Source organism: Streptomyces anulatus (assembly GCF_000721175.1).
GTDB classification, from domain to species: Bacteria; Actinomycetota; Actinomycetes; order Streptomycetales; family Streptomycetaceae; genus Streptomyces; species Streptomyces anulatus_C.
Genome location: NZ_JOEZ01000034.1, coordinates 1 through 16,170 on the forward strand (window position 1 = coordinate 1; position 16,170 = coordinate 16,170).

Sequence of the window (16,170 nt, forward strand, 5' to 3'; positions counted from 1 at the left end):
GATGTCGCAATCCACACCGAACCCGGAAGGCCCTCACTCGTTCAAGATCCCTAAGCCGTGGGATCCGTCACCAACCTCCATGGACAGAACACCTAGCACTGGCCCGGGTGGGGTCCTCCGTCGAGTGGGTGCCGCCGCGGTCTGTCCTCGTACCGCGCCGCGGCCGGCCCTGACAGTGGAGCGAGCTGTTCCACCAGGGCCTCCAACTCCTCGACGGCGTTCTCCGTCTCACGGCGGATGTTCTTGTGCTCCGCGACGGTGGCCCCGAGCAGCAGTGCGGTGAGCGCGACGCATCCGTTGAGCAGCGAGAGATTGGCCATGATCTGCATCAGGCTGTGCCCCGCGAACGGCCCCAGGGCATCCGTGCCCGCGACAACGGCGAGCACGGAGACGACCAGGGCGCACGGCGCGCTGCCGGGCAGTTGGAACCGCAGGGCCGCCCAGATGATCACCGGGAACACCAGATAGATCACCGACAGCGAACTGCGCGTGGCGATCAACGAAGACACGACCACGACGACCGCGAGGACCGAGGCCTCCAGCCACCGGTCGGCCGGGCGGGGCCACCGCACGCCGCGCAGGACCAGAAGCACGGGGGTGACCACCAGGACCCCCATCGCGTCCCCCGCCCACCAGGACGACCAGACCAGCCAGAAGCGTCCCGGCGGGACCTTGCCGTCGAGGAGCAGTGTGAAGCTCCCGATGGTGGCGCTGATCAGCATCCCCGCGAACGCGCCGAGGAAGACCAGACCCACCCCGTCCCGCAGCCGGACCAGCTCACTGCGGAAGCCCACCTTCCGCAACAGGGCGTACGAGGCCAGCGGCGCGACCGTGTTGCCGAGCATGATGGCCAGCCGGCTCACCGTGAACGCGTCGCCGATCTCGGAGACCGTGGCCAGCGTGCCCAGCGCGATGCCCGGCCAGACCCGGACACCCAGGCACAGCAGTGCGGCCAGTGCGATGCCGGTGGGCGGCCACAGCGGGGTGACGACCGCGCCGTCCACGACGACCTGGCGCATCAGCCCGAGCCGCCCCGACAGGTAGTAGGCTCCGGCCACGCCCAGGACCTGCGCCACGTACACGGCCCGACGTCTGGCTTCCTTGCTGCGGATCACACCACTCATCAGACACCGACCGCGGCGTGAGTCGGCCGGTGACACGCGCGGTACGGTCCGGCGTCAGCGCGGCCCACGCCGCGCGGCGGCATGCCGCAGGACCAGTACGGCGGCGTCGTCCTCGTGACCGGTCAGCTCCGCCGCGCCCAGGACCTCGTCGGCCAGCTGCGGCGCGCTCACCACGACGTGCGCGGCGACCAGTTGCCGGACCCGCTCGAGACCGTCCTCGATCTGCAGCGACGGTCCCTCGACGACCCCGTCGGTGAGCAGCACGATCGCCCCGTCGGAGTCCAGGGTGCGCCGGGTGACGGGGTAGTCCTCGCCCGGCTCGATGCCCAGCGGCATGCCGCCCGGGTCCTCCGTGACGCCGGACCGGCCCTCCGTGGTGGCCCACACGAACGCCACGTGCCCGGCCCGCGCGCTGTGCATCTCCCAGGTCGTCGGGTCCAGCCGCAGGAACGTGCAGGTCGCGAAGAGTCCCGAGTCCACGGACAGCAGCAGATCGTTCGTCCGGCCCAGAACCTCGCCCGGATCGGAGGCCGTGCCCGCGATGGCCCGCATCGCGATACGGACCTGCCCCATGAAGGCGGCCGCCTCGACGTCATGACCCTGTACGTCGCCGATGGCGAAGCCGAGGGCCCCGTCCGCGAGCGTGAAACCGTCGTACCAGTCGCCGCCGATGTCCAGTCCGTGGCGGGCGGGTGCGTAGCGTGCCGCGGACTGGAGACCGGGGAGCGCGGGCAGGACCGCCGGAAGCATGTCGCGCTGGAGTGCCTGCGCGAGTTCCACCCTGGCCTGGTGGAACTCCACTTCGCGCCGAGCGCGGGCAGTGAGGTTGTGCAGGGTGTTGAGCAGGTCTTCGGCGCTAGCTGAGCGGGGAGTCCGACGCCGGTTCATGTGCCGCTCCGCGGTGCGTTACGTCCCTGAATCATACGGCGAGCGCCCCTGAGCGGCGACTGCGGCGACTGCGGCGACTGCGGCGACTGCGGCGGCCGCGGCGGCCGCGGCGAGGGCTTCCGCGTGCCCACCGGCGGCCGGGGCACCGCTCAGGACGGCCGGGCGCGGTACAGATCGCGGAGCAGGGCGATCTCGGCGCCGTGGTGCAGCACCTCCTGATTGACCCACCAGACGATGTCGACGAAGAGATCCTCCGCGTCGCTGCCGTTGGGATATGTGCTGTACCCGACGGTGTCGAGGGCCGCGTCGTCGGCGGTGAGCAGAGCTTCGCGCCAGGCGGCGGACGCGGTCTCGAAGGCGGCCACCGCCCCGGCGGCGTCCCCCGGGGTGCGGAAGCCGTCGCGCGTGAGCGACCTGCTGCCGTACGAGTAGTCGGCACGGAGGGCGAGCATCTCGGCGAGATGGCTCAGACGCCACGCGATGGTGGTGAACGGAGGAGGGAACGGATGCGGGGAGTCCGCCGCGTCCCGCCCCCAGTCCCCGGCCCCCGCCAGGACGGTCGCACGCGCCCCGGGGCCGTCGTCGCGACGGCGTACGGACCAGCAGTCGGGCACGGGTTCCCAGAGGTACTCGTCGTCGCAGAGTCGGGTGACGCTGATGTCGACGCCGTTGCCGCTGTCCATGACGGGACCGGCCAGACGGCCGAGGAGCCGCTCACAGGCGAAGTCGAACTGCTCAAGCAACGGGATCAGGCGTGGTGGAAGAGCCATCGGTGGAGCGTGCCACAGCGACGGGCGGGCGCGCGCCCAATTTCCGGCGGGCGGGCGACGGACGTCAGCGGACGGTGGCCGGATGGACCCTCGTACCGAGCCGTTGTCAGTGCCCGGTGGGATGCTGCCCGCATGGACGAGCTGATGAGGCAGCGACGGGTGTACGGCACCGACCACGACGACCCCCATCCAGGACCGAGGCCGGGTCACGACTATCGCGAGCTGGTCGGCGGCCCGCTCGACGGGCTGCTGCTCGACGTCACCGGCTGGGGCGACGCGGACCTGCGCGACGGCGTCGGGCTGGTCACGGAGATCGGCGCCTACGGTCCGGGCGGACGCGCCGAGTACGGGCCCCGGTCGCCGGACAGTCACCAGTGGGACTGGCGCGGCGACGTGCGGTGACGGAGGCGGGGTGGTGACACCGGCCGGGTGGTGATGGCAAGGGCGGCAGGAATCGAACCTGCGACATACGGTTTTTGGAGACCGCCGCTCTGGCCGCTGGGCTACGCCCCTTGGTTACGGGGGAATACCGAACTCCGCGTACCCGTCGACCGCGTCCGGCAGCTCATCGGGGGCTTCGGCTCCCTCCCGACCGGCTCCCGTACATCCCGAGCGGTGAACTGAGCGAGGGCGGCCGCGCCCGCACCCTCGTCAACGAGGAGGCCGCCGCTCTCCTCCACGGCATCTACGCCGACGGCCTCGCCGCACTCAAGCAGTCGCTCGCCGGCTGAACGCCACGGACGCCCGGAGCTCCTCCGGGCGTCCGGCAAGCCGGGGGAGCGGCTGAGGGGCATACCCGGCCGTCCGATAGGTTGGCCGGTCATGTGGGCTTTGAGCGCGGTCGGGCACCGTCGGCTGGGTGCGGCAGGATCCCTGGCGGTCGTCGTCGGCGGCTGGTTCGCCGGGAAGCTGCCGGTCCACGACCCCTGGGGGCTGTGGACCGACCACGGCTCCGCCACGAAGGCGGTCGCCGCCGTCCTCGCCTACGCCGGACTGACCGTACTCGTCGTCGCCTGGTGGCAGTACGGCAAGGCCGCCTCCACCGTCCGCGACACCCTCGTCACCCTCGCCTGGTGGACCGCCCCGTTCCTGCTCGCGCCCCCGCTCTACAGCGCCGACGTCTACAGCTACATCGCCCAGGGCTCCATGGTCGTCGAAGGGCACGACGTCTACACCGTCGGTCCCTCCGCCCTGGACCCCGGCGGAATCGGCGGCGACGCCGCCGCGAGCGTCGGCAACCACTGGCGCGACACCCCCGCCCCCTACGGACCGCTCTTCCTCCTGCTCTCCGCAGCCGTCGCCTGGGCCACCGGCGGCACGATCGTCCCCGCCGTCCTGGCGATGCGGATCGTCGCGCTCGTCTCCCTGGCCCTGATCGTCTGGGCCCTTCGCCGACTGGCACGCGAGCACGGCCGCAGCGAAAGCCGCGCCCTGTGGCTGGGCGCCCTCAACCCGCTGCTGCTGATCCACGTGGTCGGCGGCATGCACAACGACGGGCTCATGATCGGCCTGATGCTCGCCGGCCTCGTCCTCGCCCTGCGCGGACGGTGGATCGCGGGCAGTGCCCTGGTCGGCCTCGCCGTCATGGTGAAGTCACCGGCGGCCGTGACGCTCCTGTTCATCGGGGTCCTTGTGCACGCGTCCGCGACCGGCCCCCGGTGGCGCCGCTGGGCCAAGGGGCTGCTCGCGCCCGGCCTGATCGCCTGTGCGGTCGCCGGCGGGGCGACGCTGATCAGCGGCACCGGATTCGGCTGGCTCCACACCCAGGGCGTCGCCGCGAACATCCACACCGCGCTCTCCGCCACCAGCGACCTCGGCCTCGGACTGGGAGAGCTGGCCCATCTGCTCCTGGACGTCGACGTGGAGCCGGTCAAATCCGCCGTCCAGGCGCTGGGCCTGGCGGCAGCGCTCGGCCTGATCCTCGTGCTGGCCCGGCGCGCGATGCGCGGCGGTGTGACGCCCGCCCACGGGCTCGGCCTCTCGCTGCTCGTCCTGGTCGCCCTCTCGCCCATGGTCCAGCCCTGGTACCTGCTGTGGGGCATGGCCGTGGTCGCCGCGACCGAACAGTACGGCCGCCTTTCCGCCGTCCTGACCGTGCTCTCGGCGGCGCTGGTGTACGAGACCCACCCCATGGGCGCCACCCCGCCCTTCGGATTCGCCCTCGCCGGGCTCGCCGCCGTCCTCGCCACCCTCGCCGTCCGGCGGACCCCCGTCGTGCCGCCCGGCGTCCGACTGCCCGGACAGCGCGGCCCGGCGGACGCGACCGCCGAGAACGCTCCAGCCGAGGCCGCGGCCCACTCCGCGCAGAGCGCTCCGTAGCACCATCCCCTCGACGCCCGACAAGATCCTCGGCTACGCTGAGCGGGTCCTGTTGTCTCCGATAGAGGTGGACGTTGCGCATCTGAGGTCCGCGATCATCGCGCGGTACGGCCCTGGCCCGTACACGGTCACGACGTTGTCGGCATGTCTGCCGCCCGTGACTCCCGCGTGGATGCGACCTCGGTGCTGAGTCGTCCCTCACTTCGCAGGACGGTTCTTCCCACCTCTTTCCGGCCCTCGGCCGGGTCGCCGCGTGCTGTTCGCATACGAAGCCCCCGCTCCTTCTGCTTCCGACTGCGAGAACCACATGAGCCATCCCACCGCGCCCAGCGCCTCCGTCGCCGTCTCCAACCTCACCTTCCGGTGGCCCGACGGCACGAACCTCTTCGACGGAATCTCCCTCACCGTCCCCCGGGGCCGCACCGGTCTGGCCGGCGACAACGGAGCTGGAAAATCGACTCTGCTGCGCCTGTTCGCCGGGCTCCTGCGCCCCTCGGCGGGGTCCGTCACCGTCGGCGGGAACCTCGCCTACCTGCCCCAGAACATCACCCTGGACACCGGCCTGCGCGTCGACGCGGCCCTCGGCATCGCCGAGCGGCGGGCCGCCCTGCGTGCCATCGAGTCCGGAGACGTGCGGGAGGAGCACTTCGAGACGGTCGGCGACGACTGGGACGTCGAGGAACGCGCCCTGGCCACCCTCGGCTCCCTCGGGCTCGGCGCCGTCGAACTGGACCGTACCGTAGGGCAGTTGTCCGGCGGGGAGACCGTTCTGCTGCGCCTGGCCGCGCTGCTCCTGCAACGCCCCGACGTCCTCCTCCTCGACGAACCGACCAACAATTTGGACCTGTTCGCCCGGCGCAGGCTCTACGACGCCGTCGACTCCTGGCGCACCGGAATCCTGATCGTCGTCAGCCACGACCGGGACCTGCTGGAGCGGGTCGACCGCATCGCCGAACTGCGATCGGGCTCGGTGAGCTGGTACGGGGGCGGCTGGACCGCGTACCAGGAGGCCCTCACCACCCAGCAGGAGGCCGCCGGGCGGATGCTGCGGGCTGCTGACGCCGACCTGCGCCGACAGCAGCGCGAACTGGAGGAGACCCGGATCAAGGTCGCCCGCCGCCAGCGCCACGACAGGAAGCTGGACGGCCGTCGGAAGGCCCCGCGCATCGTCGCCGGGGAACGCAAGCGCTCGGCCCAGGAGTCCGGGGACCGGCTCCGAGGGCTGCACGAGGACCGTCTCGACGAGGCCCGTGAACGCAGGGAGGAAGCCGCCGAAGCCATCCGCCGGGACGCCGAGATCAAGGTGAGCCTGCCCCACACCGCCGTACCCGCGGGCCGCACCGTCCTGACCGTGCGGGACCTGAGCCTCCCCTACGGAAGGCTGCGCGAGGGCAGCCTCCAGGTGAGGGGACCCGAACGCATCGCCCTGGTCGGCCGCAACGGGGCCGGCAAGACGACCCTGCTGCGCACGCTCACCGGGGAGCTCGCGCCGAGCACCGGAGAGGCCACGGCGGCGGTGCCGCTGAAATTCCTCCCGCAGCGGCTGGACGTCCTCGACGACGCGCTGAGCGTCGCCGGCAACGTCGCCCGCACCGCCCCGGGCACCACCGACAACCAGATCCGCTCACAGCTCGCCCGGTTCCTCTTCAAGGGGGCCCGCGCGGAGCAGCCGGCGGGCACCCTCTCGGGCGGCGAACGGTTCCGTGCCGCGCTCGCGGCGACGATGCTCGCCGCCCCCGCCCCGCAACTGCTCCTGCTGGACGAGCCGACGAACAACCTCGACCTGGCGAGCGTGCGGCAGCTGACGAGCGCCCTGGAGTCCTACGAGGGCGCGCTGGTCATCGCCGGCCACGACCTGCCGTTCCTGGAATCCGTGGGCATCACCCGCTGGATCCTGCTGGACGAGGCGCTGCGGGAGTCCGACGCCGTGGAGGTCCGCGAACTGTTCGGCAGCCCGGAGTCCACCCCGGCGGGCACGGCGTGATGGGTGCTGACCTCGGCCCCCGTGTCGTACTGATCACCGGAGTGATGGCCTCGGGGGAGTGGACGGTCGACGCGTATCCGCGGACCGGGACGCCTCGTACCGGCCGGTGGACGGACACATCCGGTCAGACGCCCGAGGAGCCGGTTCGGCCATCCTCGACGGATTGGACGGTCGGGTGGTGCGGGCTCTCAGGCCGCCTCGTAGCGGTGGGCCCGCCCGCCCCGCCATTCCACCCAGACCGGATTGTCGAGGATCCGGTCCGCTTCCTCGAGGCCGGCCTCGCCCAGGAACACGATGACGTCGTGGTCGCTGTGGGCCAGCCCGAGTATCTCGTCCCGGCCTTCGTAGTGCACGGTCACCCGGCGGCCGCCCGAGGGGGTCGGACGGTGGATGACGATCGGGGGATTAGCCATGGGTCCACCCTGCGACGCGCCCCGCCCCCTCGCATCCCCGGCCGGCCCCCTGCGCGAGCGAGCCGCAGCCGGTCGGGAAAAGGCTCCCGCGCCCGCCCGGGGGCCGCGGAGGCCCTCACCGCCCGGCGGTCCCGAGTTCCACCGTTGTGGTGACGCGCACCAGGGAAGGGCCCCGCGGGGCGGAGCCGAACCCGAAGGCGACCGGCGGATCGAGCGGCGCGAGCACGCCCAGGCCCACCCCGTCCAGCACGGCGTCTGCGGCCACGACCGGCCGCAGGTCCCGCGCCCCGTACCACTCCCGCCGCCCCGGGCCCGCGCGGCCCAGGGTGCGGACGCCGGGCATCAGCAGCCGGGCCGGCACGTCGCACAGCGCGGCCCAGAACGGGCTGCGGGCGAGCGGAGCCGGCACGGCGGACAGCAGCAGACCGAGGGCGGACCGGCGTCCGGTCCGCAGTCGAAGGCACAGCGGCCCCGCCTCGACGCGCCAGGTGTCGCCGGCGACGGTGACGGTCACGGGCACCACCTCGATCCGGTCGAAGCGGTACGTGGCGGCCACGAAGTCCGCGATCCGCCGGGACGGGGCCAGCAGGACCCGTTCGCCGTCGGGATGCTCGACCATGACGTCGCTGAACGCCCCGAACGGCGACCGCGGCCAGTGCCCGACCACCAGCCGGGTGCCCGAGGAGGTCCCCACACCGGCGATCCAGCCGTCGAACCGCAGCCGCTCACCTGTCACGCCGCCAGTCTCCTCCGTCATGGGCGGCGGGGGGAGGACCTGCGACCGGCGCGGCGGGTCCGCTGCCGTACGGGCTACTCGAAGCGGGACGTGTCCCCGGCTCCGCGGCGCACGACCTCGGGCTCGTCGCCGGAGAAGTCGATCACCGTGGTCGGCTCGGTGCCGCAGTCGCCGGAGTCGATGACGGCGTCCACCTCGTGGTCGAGCCGCTCCTTGATCTCCCAGCCCTGAGTCAGCGGTTCCTCCTCGTCCGGCAGCAGCAGAGTGCTGGAGAGCAGCGGCTCGCCGAGCTCGGCGACCAGCGCCTGGGTCACGACGTGGTCGGGGATGCGCACGCCGACCGTCTTCTTCTTCGGATGCAGCAACTGGCGGGGAACCTCCTTCGTCGCCGGGAGGATGAAGGTGTAGCTGCCGGGCGTCGCCGCCTTGACCGCCCGGAACACGTCGTTGTCCACGCGGACGAACTGCGCCAGCTGCGCGAAGTCGTGGCACACCAGCGTGAAGTGGTGCTTGTCGTCGAGGTTCCGGATCGACCGGATCCGGCCGAGGGCGTCACGGTTGCCCAACTGGCAGCCCAGGGCGTAGCACGAGTCGGTCGGGTACGCGACGAGCGCACCGGACCGGATGCTGTCGACCACCGTGCTGATGGTGCGGGGCTGGGGATTTGCGGGGTGCACGTCGAAGTACTTGGCCATTCGCCGAGCTTACGCGCTCGGGCGGGACCGGTAGAGCTCTCTGCGGGGAAGCGCGGGAGGCGGCCCGCCGTGCGACGGGCCGCCTCTCCTTCCGCTTCGTGCGGTGGTGTCCACCGCCGGGCCGGTCAGACCGCGGCGGCCCCCACCAGCTCGTCCAGTACGTCCTCCATCGTCACGAAGCCGATGACCGTGCCCTTGTCCCCGGCGACCGCCGCGAGATGCGTTCCGGCGGCACGCATCGCGGTGAGGGTGTCGTCGAGCGGGGTGTCGATCTCGACCCGGATGACGGGGTGGAGGGCGCTCCTGGGCAGCGCCTCGGTGCGCTCCGCCACGCCGAGGGCGTCCTTGATGTGGAAGTAGCCCAGCAGCCCGTCGTCGGGTCCGGTGACCGGCAGCCGGGAGAAGCCCGAGGCGACCGCGGCCCGCTCCAGACCCTGCGGGGTGATGCCCAGGGCGACGGTGACGGTCCGGTTCAGCGGGACCAGGACCTCGCCGACCGGCCGGGTACCGAGCTCCAGCGCGTCCCGCAGCCGCTCCCCGTCGGCCGGGGCGAGCAGTCCGGCGTCGCTGGAGTCCTTCACCAGCCGCACGAGCTCGTCGTCGGTGAACACCGAGGCGACCTCGTCCTTGGGGTCGACCTTGAGCAGCCGCAGCAGCATGTTGGCGAAGGCGTTGATGCCGAAGATGACCGGCCGCAGGGCCCGAGTCAGGCCCACCAGGGACGGCCCCAGCGCCAGCGCGGTGGCGACGGGGGCGGCCAGCGCGATGTTCTTGGGGATCATCTCGCCGATGAGCATGTGCAGATACGTCGCCAGCGTCAGCGCGATCACGAAGGCGATCGGGTGGACCAGCGCCTCCGGCACACCGACCGCGTCGAACGGCGGCTCCAGCAGATGGGCGATGGCCGGTTCCGCGACGGCGCCGAGCACCAGGGAGGAGATGGTGATGCCGAGCTGCGCGGTGGCCATGGCGGCCGACAGGTGTTCGAGGCCCCACAGGGTGCTCTTGGCGCGTCGGCTGCCCCGCATGGCCTGCGGCTCGATCTGACTGCGGCGGACCGAGATGAGGGCGAACTCCGCGCCCACGAAGAACGCGTTGGTGAGCAGGGTGAGCGCGCCGATGGCGAGCTGGACGGCGGTCATCGGGCGTCCTCCCGCACCAGGGCCAGCGCCGGTACGGGGGCGGTGATCCGGACCCGGTCGGCGCGGTGGTGCTCGATGTCGAGCACGTCGAACTGCCAGCCGTCGACCTCCACCCGGTCCGTACGGACCGGGATGCGGGCCAGTTGGTTGGCGAGCAGGCCGGCGAGCGTCTCGTACGGGCCTTCCGGCGCAGGGAAGCCGATGCGGTCGAGCTGGTCCAGCCGGATGCTGCCCTCGGCCTCCCAGACCGGGCGCCCGTCGCCGAGCGGCTCGGCCGGTGCGAGGTCGGGACGCTCATGGGGGTCGTGCTCGTCGCGGACCTCGCCGACGACCTCCTCGACGATGTCCTCGACGGTGGCGACTCCTGCCGTACCGCCGTACTCGTCGATCACCACCGCCATCGTCCGGTGCTTGCGCAACTGCGCGAGCAGCCGGTCCACGGGCAGCGAGTCGGGGACCAGGAGCGGCTCGGTGGCCAGCGCCGTGACCGGGGTCCGGGACCGCTCGGACTCGTCCAGGGCGAGGACGTCACGGATGTGGACCGTGCCGATGACCTCGTCCAGGCTCTCGCGGTAGACCGGGAAGCGGGACAGGCCGGTGGCCAGCGTGAGGTTGGCGGCGTCCGCCGCGGTGGCGTGCGCCTCCAGCGCCCGGACGTCGACGCGCGGCGTCATCACGTTCTCGGCGGACAGCTCCGCCAGGTGCAGGGTGCGGACGAACAGCTCGGCCGAGTCCTGCTCGATGGCGCCCTCCCGTGCGGAGTGCTGGGCGAGCGCGATCAGCTCCTGCGGGGTACGGGCGGAGGCCAGCTCCTCGGCCGGCTCCAGACCCAGCCGCCGCACGGCGCGGTTCGCGGTGTTGTCGAGGTGCCGGATCAGCGGCGCGAAAGCGGCCGTGAACGCCCGCTGCGGGGTCGAGACGACCTTGGCGACCGTCAGCGGGCTGGAGATCGCCCAGTTCTTCGGGACCAGCTCACCGATGACCATGAGGACCACGGTCGAGGCGGCCACGCCGAGGAGGGTGGCGACCGTGGACACGGCACCGGCCGGAAGCCCGACGTCCGCGAGCGGGCCGCGCAGCAGCACCGCGAGCGACGGCTCGGCCAGCATGCCGATGACCAGGGAGGTCACGGTGATGCCGAGCTGGGCGCCGGAGAGCTGGAACGTGAGCCGCTTGGCGGCCTTGAGCGCGCTCTCGGCACCGCGCTCGCCGGCCTTGACGGCGCGTTCGAGCTCGCTGCGCTCTATGGTCGTCAGCGAGAACTCGGCCGCGACGAACACCGCACACGCGAGTGTCAGCGCGAGCGCGAGCAGGAGCAGGATCACTTCGCTCACCGTGTCACCTCCGTCCCCTGGTGCGCGGAGTCGGGGATGACACGGTTCGTACTGGGAGGCTCACCCATTGCGGTGCGCAGCTCCTTCTCTGTTCGGGTCGTCGGGATCGACGGTGGGGGACGGGTGTGAACCCGCCCATAGATAGTAAAGGGAGCGCAAAGCAAAGGGGAGTGGCGGGTGTCACACGGGGTGCCGCCCGGGAAAGGTCGCCCGTGATCTTGATGCCCGGAACTGTGCGGGCGGTCACGGGCTAGGGAGATTTCTTTCTGCCCAGGGGTTCTGCCCCGGGCGAGATGGCTCACACACCTCTGCCGCCCGTCCACACCATCCGGGCGATCCTGGAGGCCTTCGGGCAGGTCGGCCACGGGCTCAGTTCCGCGGACCTGGAGCTCGGCCACATCCGGGGACCGGTCAGCAACCGCCCTGCAACCAGAAGAGCACCCCGGTGACCAGCACCGCTCGGGCCCCGGCGCGGGCGCGGTGGTGGCCGGCGTCGCGGCGGGCGTGGCCGTCGTCGTCGTCGGCGGCATGGTCGCCACCGAGGTCGTCGACGAGATCGGCGACGCCTTCGTGGGCGCGGGAGGCGACGACGAGGGCTGAACCGTGAGCCAGGGCACCACCGGGCCCGAGCGGAAGAGGGTCAGCCGGTCGGCCGGCCCGCCACGTTCGGAGCCAGCCGGTCCGCGAGCGCGTCCAGATCCGGGACGAACCAGATGTCCCGGCCGCGGTTGGCCTCGCGGACGAGATCGGGAAGGGCCGAACTGGCCGCCAGATGACGGTCGATGTCGCCGACGACGACCAGCCGCAGCTGGTAGTTCGCGAACTTCTGCAGGACGTCTCCGGCGAAGCCGGTGCTCAGATCGAAGAAGCTGTCGTCCAGCCGCGTGGACGGCACCGCGACCACGTCAGCGTTCTGGAACGCGGCACCGATCAGATGGTCCAGGGCGTCCTGGACATGGGCGATGGTCGCCCCGTCGGCATCGCACACCAGGACCGGGATGCCGTGGTGCTCGACGATGTCAGGCACGGTCCGCCCCCTGCCCGCCCGTGGAGGAGGAACGGGATGCGGAGGTGGCCGTGGACGTGAACAGGTCGCCTTCCGGGCCCAGCAGGCCGTCGATCATGTGCAGCAGATCGGCGGTGGCGGCCGCGCCGCCGAGAATGACGATCTTCATCCGGGTTCGCTCCTTGTCGTAGACCGTCTGGATGCGCAGGGGGTCCGACGTGTCCCGCGCGGACTGCGCGCTCGCCGTGACGAACGTGCTCAGCCGGTGCGCGGCGTCCGGACCGAGCGCGTCGATCTGCACGATGGTGGACGCCTCGACGTGTCCCGGCGCGGGTGCTGGCTCCGGGATCGTGCCGTCGGCCGGGTCGTCGGCCGGGTCGTCGGCCGGTCGGCCGGTCAGAGCCGCGAAGTCCTCCTTGCTGATCCGGTACTGCTTGCCGATCCGGACGGCCTTGAGCCGGCCGTCGCGGACGTAGTTCCGGACGGTCCGCACATGCAGACCCAGTAGCTCGGCCACCTCGCCGACCGAGTACAGCTCACGCTCGCCATTCCCCATAGTTCCCTATCGTACGGCAACATGGCCTACCTGAGCTCAGTCGCATGAAAGTGCAGTACTTTAGGTAAGATCGCAGTCGGTCATTACGCGTTCCGGACCTGTTCGGGGGGTGCGACGCGGCCCGGGACAGCAAGGTGGGTCACGCACGGCCGCCACGCGGACAAGGAGTCCCATGAACCCCGAAGCCCCGCCGCCCGATCCGCCGCACCAGCGACCCGAAGGCGTCACCGACACCACCGTCGAGGCCCTCGGGGCCCTGTCGAAGGCGCTGGAGACCGCCGAGCGTGCCCGCGGCGCCCTCTACGACTTCCACCAGCTCACCGGGAGCGCCGACCTCGCCCTCGACGACGCCGTACGACTGCTCCGCGCCGCAGGGCACGGACACCGGGCCGAGCAGGTCGAACGGGAGATCCTCGGCCGCAACGTCATCCCCGGGCACTGGACGTTCCAGATCGTCGAGGAGTACAACGCCACCTACTACGACGTGTTCCGGACGATCGAACGGCAGATCAGACAGGAGCTCGCCGAGGGCCGCGACCACCTCTACGAGGCCGAGATGAAGGCGGCCCGGCGGACCGAGGGGCATCCGGACCACACCGCCGACTGACGGGCGCGCCTGCTGCGTCGGGGCAGTCGCACGGGGCGGGAGGAACCGTGCCACCGGACGCCCCGGCGCGGCCGGGGCCTACCTCCCCCGATCGCGGGCACACGGAGGGCATCGCTCGGAAGGAGCACCTCCCATGCTCGGTATCGCCGCCGCAGTCCTGTTCTTCATCGCTTTCCTGATCAACGCAGCCGACATATCCACCAACGACGTCTTCGCGTCGGGCAATGTGATGCTGCTCGGTCTCCTGCTCCTCGCCCTGCAGGTCGCGGGCGTGGGCGCCGGCAGCCGGATCGGCGGTTCGCGCAGGCGCTGACGCACCCCGCACGGCACCGTCGGGCCCAGCAGTACGGTCCGCCGCCCCGGGCACGGCAACGACCGCGCCCGGGGCGGCGTTCGTCGTCCCCCCGGGAACCCCGTCTTCCCCTCCCCGCCGTCACCGAACGTAGCCGCACGAGATGCGGGCGCGACCGACTCCGGTGACGCTAGGGGGTATCCCGTCGATCATGGCCGGGTCCGCGACGCAGGGCACCTCCCCGAGCTCTCGGCTTCGAGCGAGCAGGGGAGCCCCCGTCCCTCGCGGCGTCGCCGAAACGCCCGCATCGCTCCGCGATGAGGACGTTCCAGCGCCCTGCGACGCACCGCGCCCGCCGCCGCGGCCCTTTCCGGCCCTGATCGACGAGACACCCCCCTTGTTCTCCGGTCGCGCACGCAATGCCGGTTGCCGACGGAGGACCGATGACGGAGGACATCCCCATGAACCTGTACGACAGCCCGGTGGAGCGAGCCCGCCGGACCCGTGAACGCGCCGAGGAGCTGGGCCGCGCCGCCGACCGCGCCACCGACCCGGAGCACCGGCAGCGGCTGCGGGAGAAGGCTCAGCGGCTGCTGCGCGAGGACCCGGCGGCCGATTCCGGTCCCTCCTGACCGGTGTGCGCGGAGGGTTGATTGCCCGGGCCGCCGTGACCCGGGTAGCGTCATGCGCCGTGACACCGACTCTGCGCACCGAGAGGCTCCTGCTGGAGCCGTACGTCCCCGAGGACGAAGAGGACTTCGTCGCTCTGTTCCAGGACACCAGGGTGTCCCGATGGATGGGTGAGGGCCCGTCCTCCGAGGCGGAGGACCGGGCCCTTTTCGCGCGGGTCTTCACCAAGGTGTACGCCCAGGACCTGTTCGCCGTCTGGGCCGTCCGCCGCGACGGGATCCTCGTCGGGCACGCCGAGATCAAGCGGACCGACGTCGTCGACGGCCACGAGATCATCTACGCCCTGGCACCCTTGGCGTGGGGGACCGGCCTGGGGACCGAACTGGCACAGGCCGTCGTCGCCCACGGCTTCGGCGCCCTCGGGCTGACCGAGGTCCACGCCACCGTCGCCGCCGCGAACGAGGCTTCGCTGACTCTGCTGCACAGGATCGGCTTCGAGCACGTCAGGGACATCGCGGAGGACGACGGCAGCACCACCCGCGTGCTGACCCGCCGCCGCTGACCCCGGTCGCCCGGCCGGTCAGGCCGATGCCGACGCCGATGCCTGCGCCGCCGCCCTCCGCCGTCGCTGCTCCGCGACGTCCGCGACGTCGCGACGGGTGCGGCGAGCGGCGGCGGCCTGGACCGACCGCGCCCCCGACCGGGACGACCACCGCGGTCGAGGGCATACGGCACTGGCAGCGGCGGAAGGGCGCACGGGACCGGCCGCAGGCTGCGGTCTCACGCACCCACCGTCCCGTCCAGCCCTTCCCGCAGCAGGTCCGCGTGACCGTTGTGGCGGCCGTACTCCAGCAGGACGTGCACCATGACCATCCGCAGCGAGACCTCCTTCTCCCACCGCTGCTGACGCCCCACCAGGTCCAGCGAGGCCGCCTCCCGCTCGATCCGGCGCGAGGTCTCCACCTCCGCCTCCCACGCGGCGAACGCCTCGGCCCGGGTCGAGGTGCTCGCGTCGTACGCCGCCTGGAAGTCGAAGAGCTTCTCCGACCACACCATCGGGGCCGCCTCGTCCTCGAACACCCTCCGGAACCAGGTGCGTTCCACCTCCGCCAGGTGCCGGACCAGAGCCAGCAGCGACAAGGCGGACGGCGGCATCGACCGCTCGCGCAACTCCTCGTCGCTCAGCCCCGCGCACTTCATGGCCAGGGTCTCCCGGTGGTAGTCGAGGAAGGCCCGCAGGGTCTCGCGCTCGCTCCCCAGCAGGGGAGGCCCGATCCGGTCGTCGTTCGTCATGTTGTTCCCCAGTCCGTGTGTCGGCCGACAGTATGACCGGCGCGCGTCCGAGCGGGCACGCGAGTCCCCTCCGGCATCCAGGGTGGTGAGGCAGGGAGGGGCGGAACTGCTGCGACGCTCCGACGGCCCGGTCGCCCGGGACCGGATCCGGGACGACCTGACCGAACTCGGACTCGCCCCGGGCGACACCGTGATGTTCCCTGCGAGGCTGTCCGCGATCGGTTGCGTCCCCGGCGGCCCCGGACCGTCATCGACGCCCTGCTGGACGTGGTGGTGCCGACCGGCACACTGCGGGTCACCTGCGGCTGGAACGACGCCGAACGCCGGTCCGGCCGCGGACTTCGGCGTCCGCTGGATCGAGGAGCACCTGAACCCACCTGC

20 protein-coding genes, 1 tRNA gene and 1 pseudogene are annotated in these 16,170 nt (G+C 72.0%); 10 read left to right on the plus strand and 12 right to left on the minus strand.

Annotated elements, in window-relative coordinates; all coding sequences use genetic code 11:
* Positions 1-92 precede the first annotated feature (92 nt).
* The 3 genes from IG90_RS0130925 to IG90_RS0130935 all read right to left on the minus strand — a co-directional run bounded on the left by IG90_RS0130925 (position 93) and on the right by IG90_RS0130935 (position 2,782).
* Positions 93-1,115, minus strand: a complete 1,023-nt coding sequence (locus tag IG90_RS0130925; protein ID WP_164493938.1) for an MASE1 domain-containing protein — start codon at positions 1,113-1,115, stop codon at positions 93-95.
* Between the two features lie 63 nt (positions 1,116-1,178).
* On the minus strand, positions 1,179-2,012 hold the full coding sequence (locus IG90_RS0130930) for a PP2C family protein-serine/threonine phosphatase (RefSeq protein ID WP_030591873.1): 834 nt from the start codon (positions 2,010-2,012) through the stop codon (positions 1,179-1,181).
* Positions 2,013-2,161: 149 nt separating this feature from the next.
* Entirely contained in the window at positions 2,162-2,782 is a 621-nt protein-coding gene (locus IG90_RS0130935) for a DinB family protein (protein ID WP_030591876.1), read from the minus strand.
* Between the two features lie 132 nt (positions 2,783-2,914).
* Between IG90_RS0130935 and IG90_RS0130940 the strand changes: the two genes are divergently transcribed.
* Positions 2,915-3,184: a hypothetical protein gene (locus IG90_RS0130940; protein ID WP_030591879.1), complete on the plus strand. Its 270-nt coding sequence runs from the start codon at positions 2,915-2,917 to the stop codon at positions 3,182-3,184.
* A 34-nt stretch (positions 3,185-3,218) separates the two neighbouring features.
* On the opposite strand, the gene IG90_RS0130945 is transcribed toward IG90_RS0130940, so the two are convergent.
* Positions 3,219-3,295 (minus strand) — tRNA-Trp (locus IG90_RS0130945).
* On the opposite strand from IG90_RS0130945, the gene IG90_RS42665 reads away from it, so the two are divergent.
* From IG90_RS42665 to IG90_RS0130955, 3 genes are all read left to right on the plus strand, one after another.
* Positions 3,295-3,513 (plus strand): hypothetical protein, encoded by a 219-nt coding sequence (locus IG90_RS42665; protein ID WP_233436130.1) that lies wholly within the window; start codon positions 3,295-3,297, stop codon positions 3,511-3,513. The two genes, IG90_RS0130945 and IG90_RS42665, sit on opposite strands and share 1 nt — an antisense overlap.
* Positions 3,514-3,604: 91 nt before the next feature.
* The gene (mptB, locus tag IG90_RS0130950; protein WP_030591882.1) at positions 3,605-5,101 is read left to right on the plus strand and encodes a polyprenol phosphomannose-dependent alpha 1,6 mannosyltransferase MptB; all 1,497 of its coding nucleotides are present in this window, start codon (positions 3,605-3,607) and stop codon (positions 5,099-5,101) included.
* A gap of 307 nt (positions 5,102-5,408) precedes the next feature.
* On the plus strand, positions 5,409-7,085 hold the full coding sequence (locus IG90_RS0130955) for an ABC-F family ATP-binding cassette domain-containing protein (protein ID WP_030591885.1): 1,677 nt from the start codon (positions 5,409-5,411) through the stop codon (positions 7,083-7,085).
* A 188-nt stretch (positions 7,086-7,273) separates the two neighbouring features.
* Here the strand turns inward: IG90_RS0130955 and IG90_RS0130960 are convergent, their stop codons facing one another.
* The 5 genes from IG90_RS0130960 to IG90_RS0130980 form a co-directional block, all read right to left on the minus strand.
* Positions 7,274-7,498 (minus strand): hypothetical protein, encoded by a 225-nt coding sequence (locus IG90_RS0130960; RefSeq protein WP_030591888.1) that lies wholly within the window; start codon positions 7,496-7,498, stop codon positions 7,274-7,276.
* A gap of 115 nt (positions 7,499-7,613) precedes the next feature.
* The gene (locus IG90_RS0130965) at positions 7,614-8,234 is read right to left on the minus strand and encodes a hypothetical protein (protein WP_030591891.1); all 621 of its coding nucleotides are present in this window, start codon (positions 8,232-8,234) and stop codon (positions 7,614-7,616) included.
* Between the two features lie 74 nt (positions 8,235-8,308).
* A complete protein-coding gene (locus tag IG90_RS0130970) occupies positions 8,309-8,929 on the minus strand; it encodes an L-threonylcarbamoyladenylate synthase (RefSeq protein ID WP_030591894.1) in 621 nt (206 codons plus the stop codon).
* A 125-nt stretch (positions 8,930-9,054) separates the two neighbouring features.
* Positions 9,055-10,071, minus strand: a complete 1,017-nt coding sequence (locus tag IG90_RS0130975) for a hemolysin family protein (protein ID WP_030591897.1) — start codon at positions 10,069-10,071, stop codon at positions 9,055-9,057.
* On the minus strand, positions 10,068-11,405 hold the full coding sequence (locus IG90_RS0130980) for a hemolysin family protein (RefSeq protein ID WP_030591900.1): 1,338 nt from the start codon (positions 11,403-11,405) through the stop codon (positions 10,068-10,070). Before IG90_RS0130980 ends, IG90_RS0130975 begins: the two co-directional genes overlap by 4 nt.
* A 293-nt stretch (positions 11,406-11,698) precedes the next feature.
* On the opposite strand from IG90_RS0130980, the gene IG90_RS46235 reads away from it, so the two are divergent.
* The gene (locus IG90_RS46235; protein ID WP_233436131.1) at positions 11,699-11,854 is read left to right on the plus strand and encodes a sporulation protein; all 156 of its coding nucleotides are present in this window, start codon (positions 11,699-11,701) and stop codon (positions 11,852-11,854) included.
* A gap of 191 nt (positions 11,855-12,045) precedes the next feature.
* On the opposite strand, the gene IG90_RS0130990 is transcribed toward IG90_RS46235, so the two are convergent.
* Both IG90_RS0130990 and IG90_RS0130995 read right to left on the minus strand, forming a co-directional pair.
* Positions 12,046-12,432 carry a DUF4180 domain-containing protein gene (locus tag IG90_RS0130990; RefSeq protein WP_030591903.1) on the minus strand — a complete coding sequence of 129 codons (387 nt, stop codon included), beginning with the start codon at positions 12,430-12,432 and terminating at the stop codon, positions 12,046-12,048.
* Positions 12,425-12,967, minus strand: coding sequence for a helix-turn-helix domain-containing protein (locus IG90_RS0130995; RefSeq protein WP_030591906.1), 543 nt, complete (start codon positions 12,965-12,967; stop codon positions 12,425-12,427). Before IG90_RS0130995 ends, IG90_RS0130990 begins: the two co-directional genes overlap by 8 nt.
* A gap of 172 nt (positions 12,968-13,139) precedes the next feature.
* On the opposite strand from IG90_RS0130995, the gene IG90_RS0131000 reads away from it, so the two are divergent.
* From IG90_RS0131000 to IG90_RS0131015, 4 genes are all read left to right on the plus strand, one after another.
* A complete protein-coding gene (locus tag IG90_RS0131000; RefSeq protein ID WP_030591909.1) occupies positions 13,140-13,574 on the plus strand; it encodes a hypothetical protein in 435 nt (144 codons plus the stop codon).
* A gap of 133 nt (positions 13,575-13,707) precedes the next feature.
* Positions 13,708-13,887, plus strand: a complete 180-nt coding sequence (locus IG90_RS0131005) for a hypothetical protein (RefSeq protein ID WP_030591912.1) — start codon at positions 13,708-13,710, stop codon at positions 13,885-13,887.
* 440 nt (positions 13,888-14,327) lie between these two features.
* The gene (locus IG90_RS44455; protein ID WP_233436135.1) at positions 14,328-14,498 is read left to right on the plus strand and encodes a DUF6381 family protein; all 171 of its coding nucleotides are present in this window, start codon (positions 14,328-14,330) and stop codon (positions 14,496-14,498) included.
* 59 nt (positions 14,499-14,557) lie between these two features.
* Positions 14,558-15,058: a GNAT family N-acetyltransferase gene (locus IG90_RS0131015; RefSeq protein WP_030591915.1), complete on the plus strand. Its 501-nt coding sequence runs from the start codon at positions 14,558-14,560 to the stop codon at positions 15,056-15,058.
* A 218-nt stretch (positions 15,059-15,276) separates the two neighbouring features.
* Here the strand turns inward: IG90_RS0131015 and IG90_RS0131020 are convergent, their stop codons facing one another.
* Entirely contained in the window at positions 15,277-15,789 is a 513-nt protein-coding gene (locus IG90_RS0131020) for a DinB family protein (protein WP_030591918.1), read from the minus strand.
* Between the two features lie 85 nt (positions 15,790-15,874).
* Here IG90_RS0131020 and IG90_RS42675 point away from each other — a divergent pair.
* Positions 15,875-16,107, plus strand: a pseudogene (locus IG90_RS42675) (AAC(3) family N-acetyltransferase); the annotation flags it as partial.
* Positions 16,108-16,170 lie beyond the last annotated feature (63 nt).

Coding starts and splice junctions, on each gene's coding strand:
- mptB (WP_030591882.1), top strand. CDS start 3,605: ATGTGGGCTTTGAGCGCGGTCGGGCACCGTCGGCTGGGTGCGGCAGGA.
- IG90_RS0130970 (WP_030591894.1), bottom strand. CDS start 8,929: ATGGCCAAGTACTTCGACGTGCACCCCGCAAATCCCCAGCCCCGCACC.
- IG90_RS0130955 (WP_030591885.1), top strand. CDS start 5,409: ATGAGCCATCCCACCGCGCCCAGCGCCTCCGTCGCCGTCTCCAACCTC.
- IG90_RS0130960 (WP_030591888.1), bottom strand. CDS start 7,498: ATGGCTAATCCCCCGATCGTCATCCACCGTCCGACCCCCTCGGGCGGC.
- IG90_RS0130975 (WP_030591897.1), bottom strand. CDS start 10,071: ATGACCGCCGTCCAGCTCGCCATCGGCGCGCTCACCCTGCTCACCAAC.
- IG90_RS46235 (WP_233436131.1), top strand. CDS start 11,699: ATGGCTCACACACCTCTGCCGCCCGTCCACACCATCCGGGCGATCCTG.
- IG90_RS0131005 (WP_030591912.1), top strand. CDS start 13,708: ATGCTCGGTATCGCCGCCGCAGTCCTGTTCTTCATCGCTTTCCTGATC.
- IG90_RS0130940 (WP_030591879.1), top strand. CDS start 2,915: ATGGACGAGCTGATGAGGCAGCGACGGGTGTACGGCACCGACCACGAC.
- IG90_RS0131000 (WP_030591909.1), top strand. CDS start 13,140: ATGAACCCCGAAGCCCCGCCGCCCGATCCGCCGCACCAGCGACCCGAA.
- IG90_RS0130935 (WP_030591876.1), bottom strand. CDS start 2,782: ATGGCTCTTCCACCACGCCTGATCCCGTTGCTTGAGCAGTTCGACTTC.
- IG90_RS0130930 (WP_030591873.1), bottom strand. CDS start 2,012: ATGAACCGGCGTCGGACTCCCCGCTCAGCTAGCGCCGAAGACCTGCTC.
- IG90_RS44455 (WP_233436135.1), top strand. CDS start 14,328: ATGAACCTGTACGACAGCCCGGTGGAGCGAGCCCGCCGGACCCGTGAA.
- IG90_RS0130995 (WP_030591906.1), bottom strand. CDS start 12,967: ATGGGGAATGGCGAGCGTGAGCTGTACTCGGTCGGCGAGGTGGCCGAG.
- IG90_RS0131020 (WP_030591918.1), bottom strand. CDS start 15,789: ATGACGAACGACGACCGGATCGGGCCTCCCCTGCTGGGGAGCGAGCGC.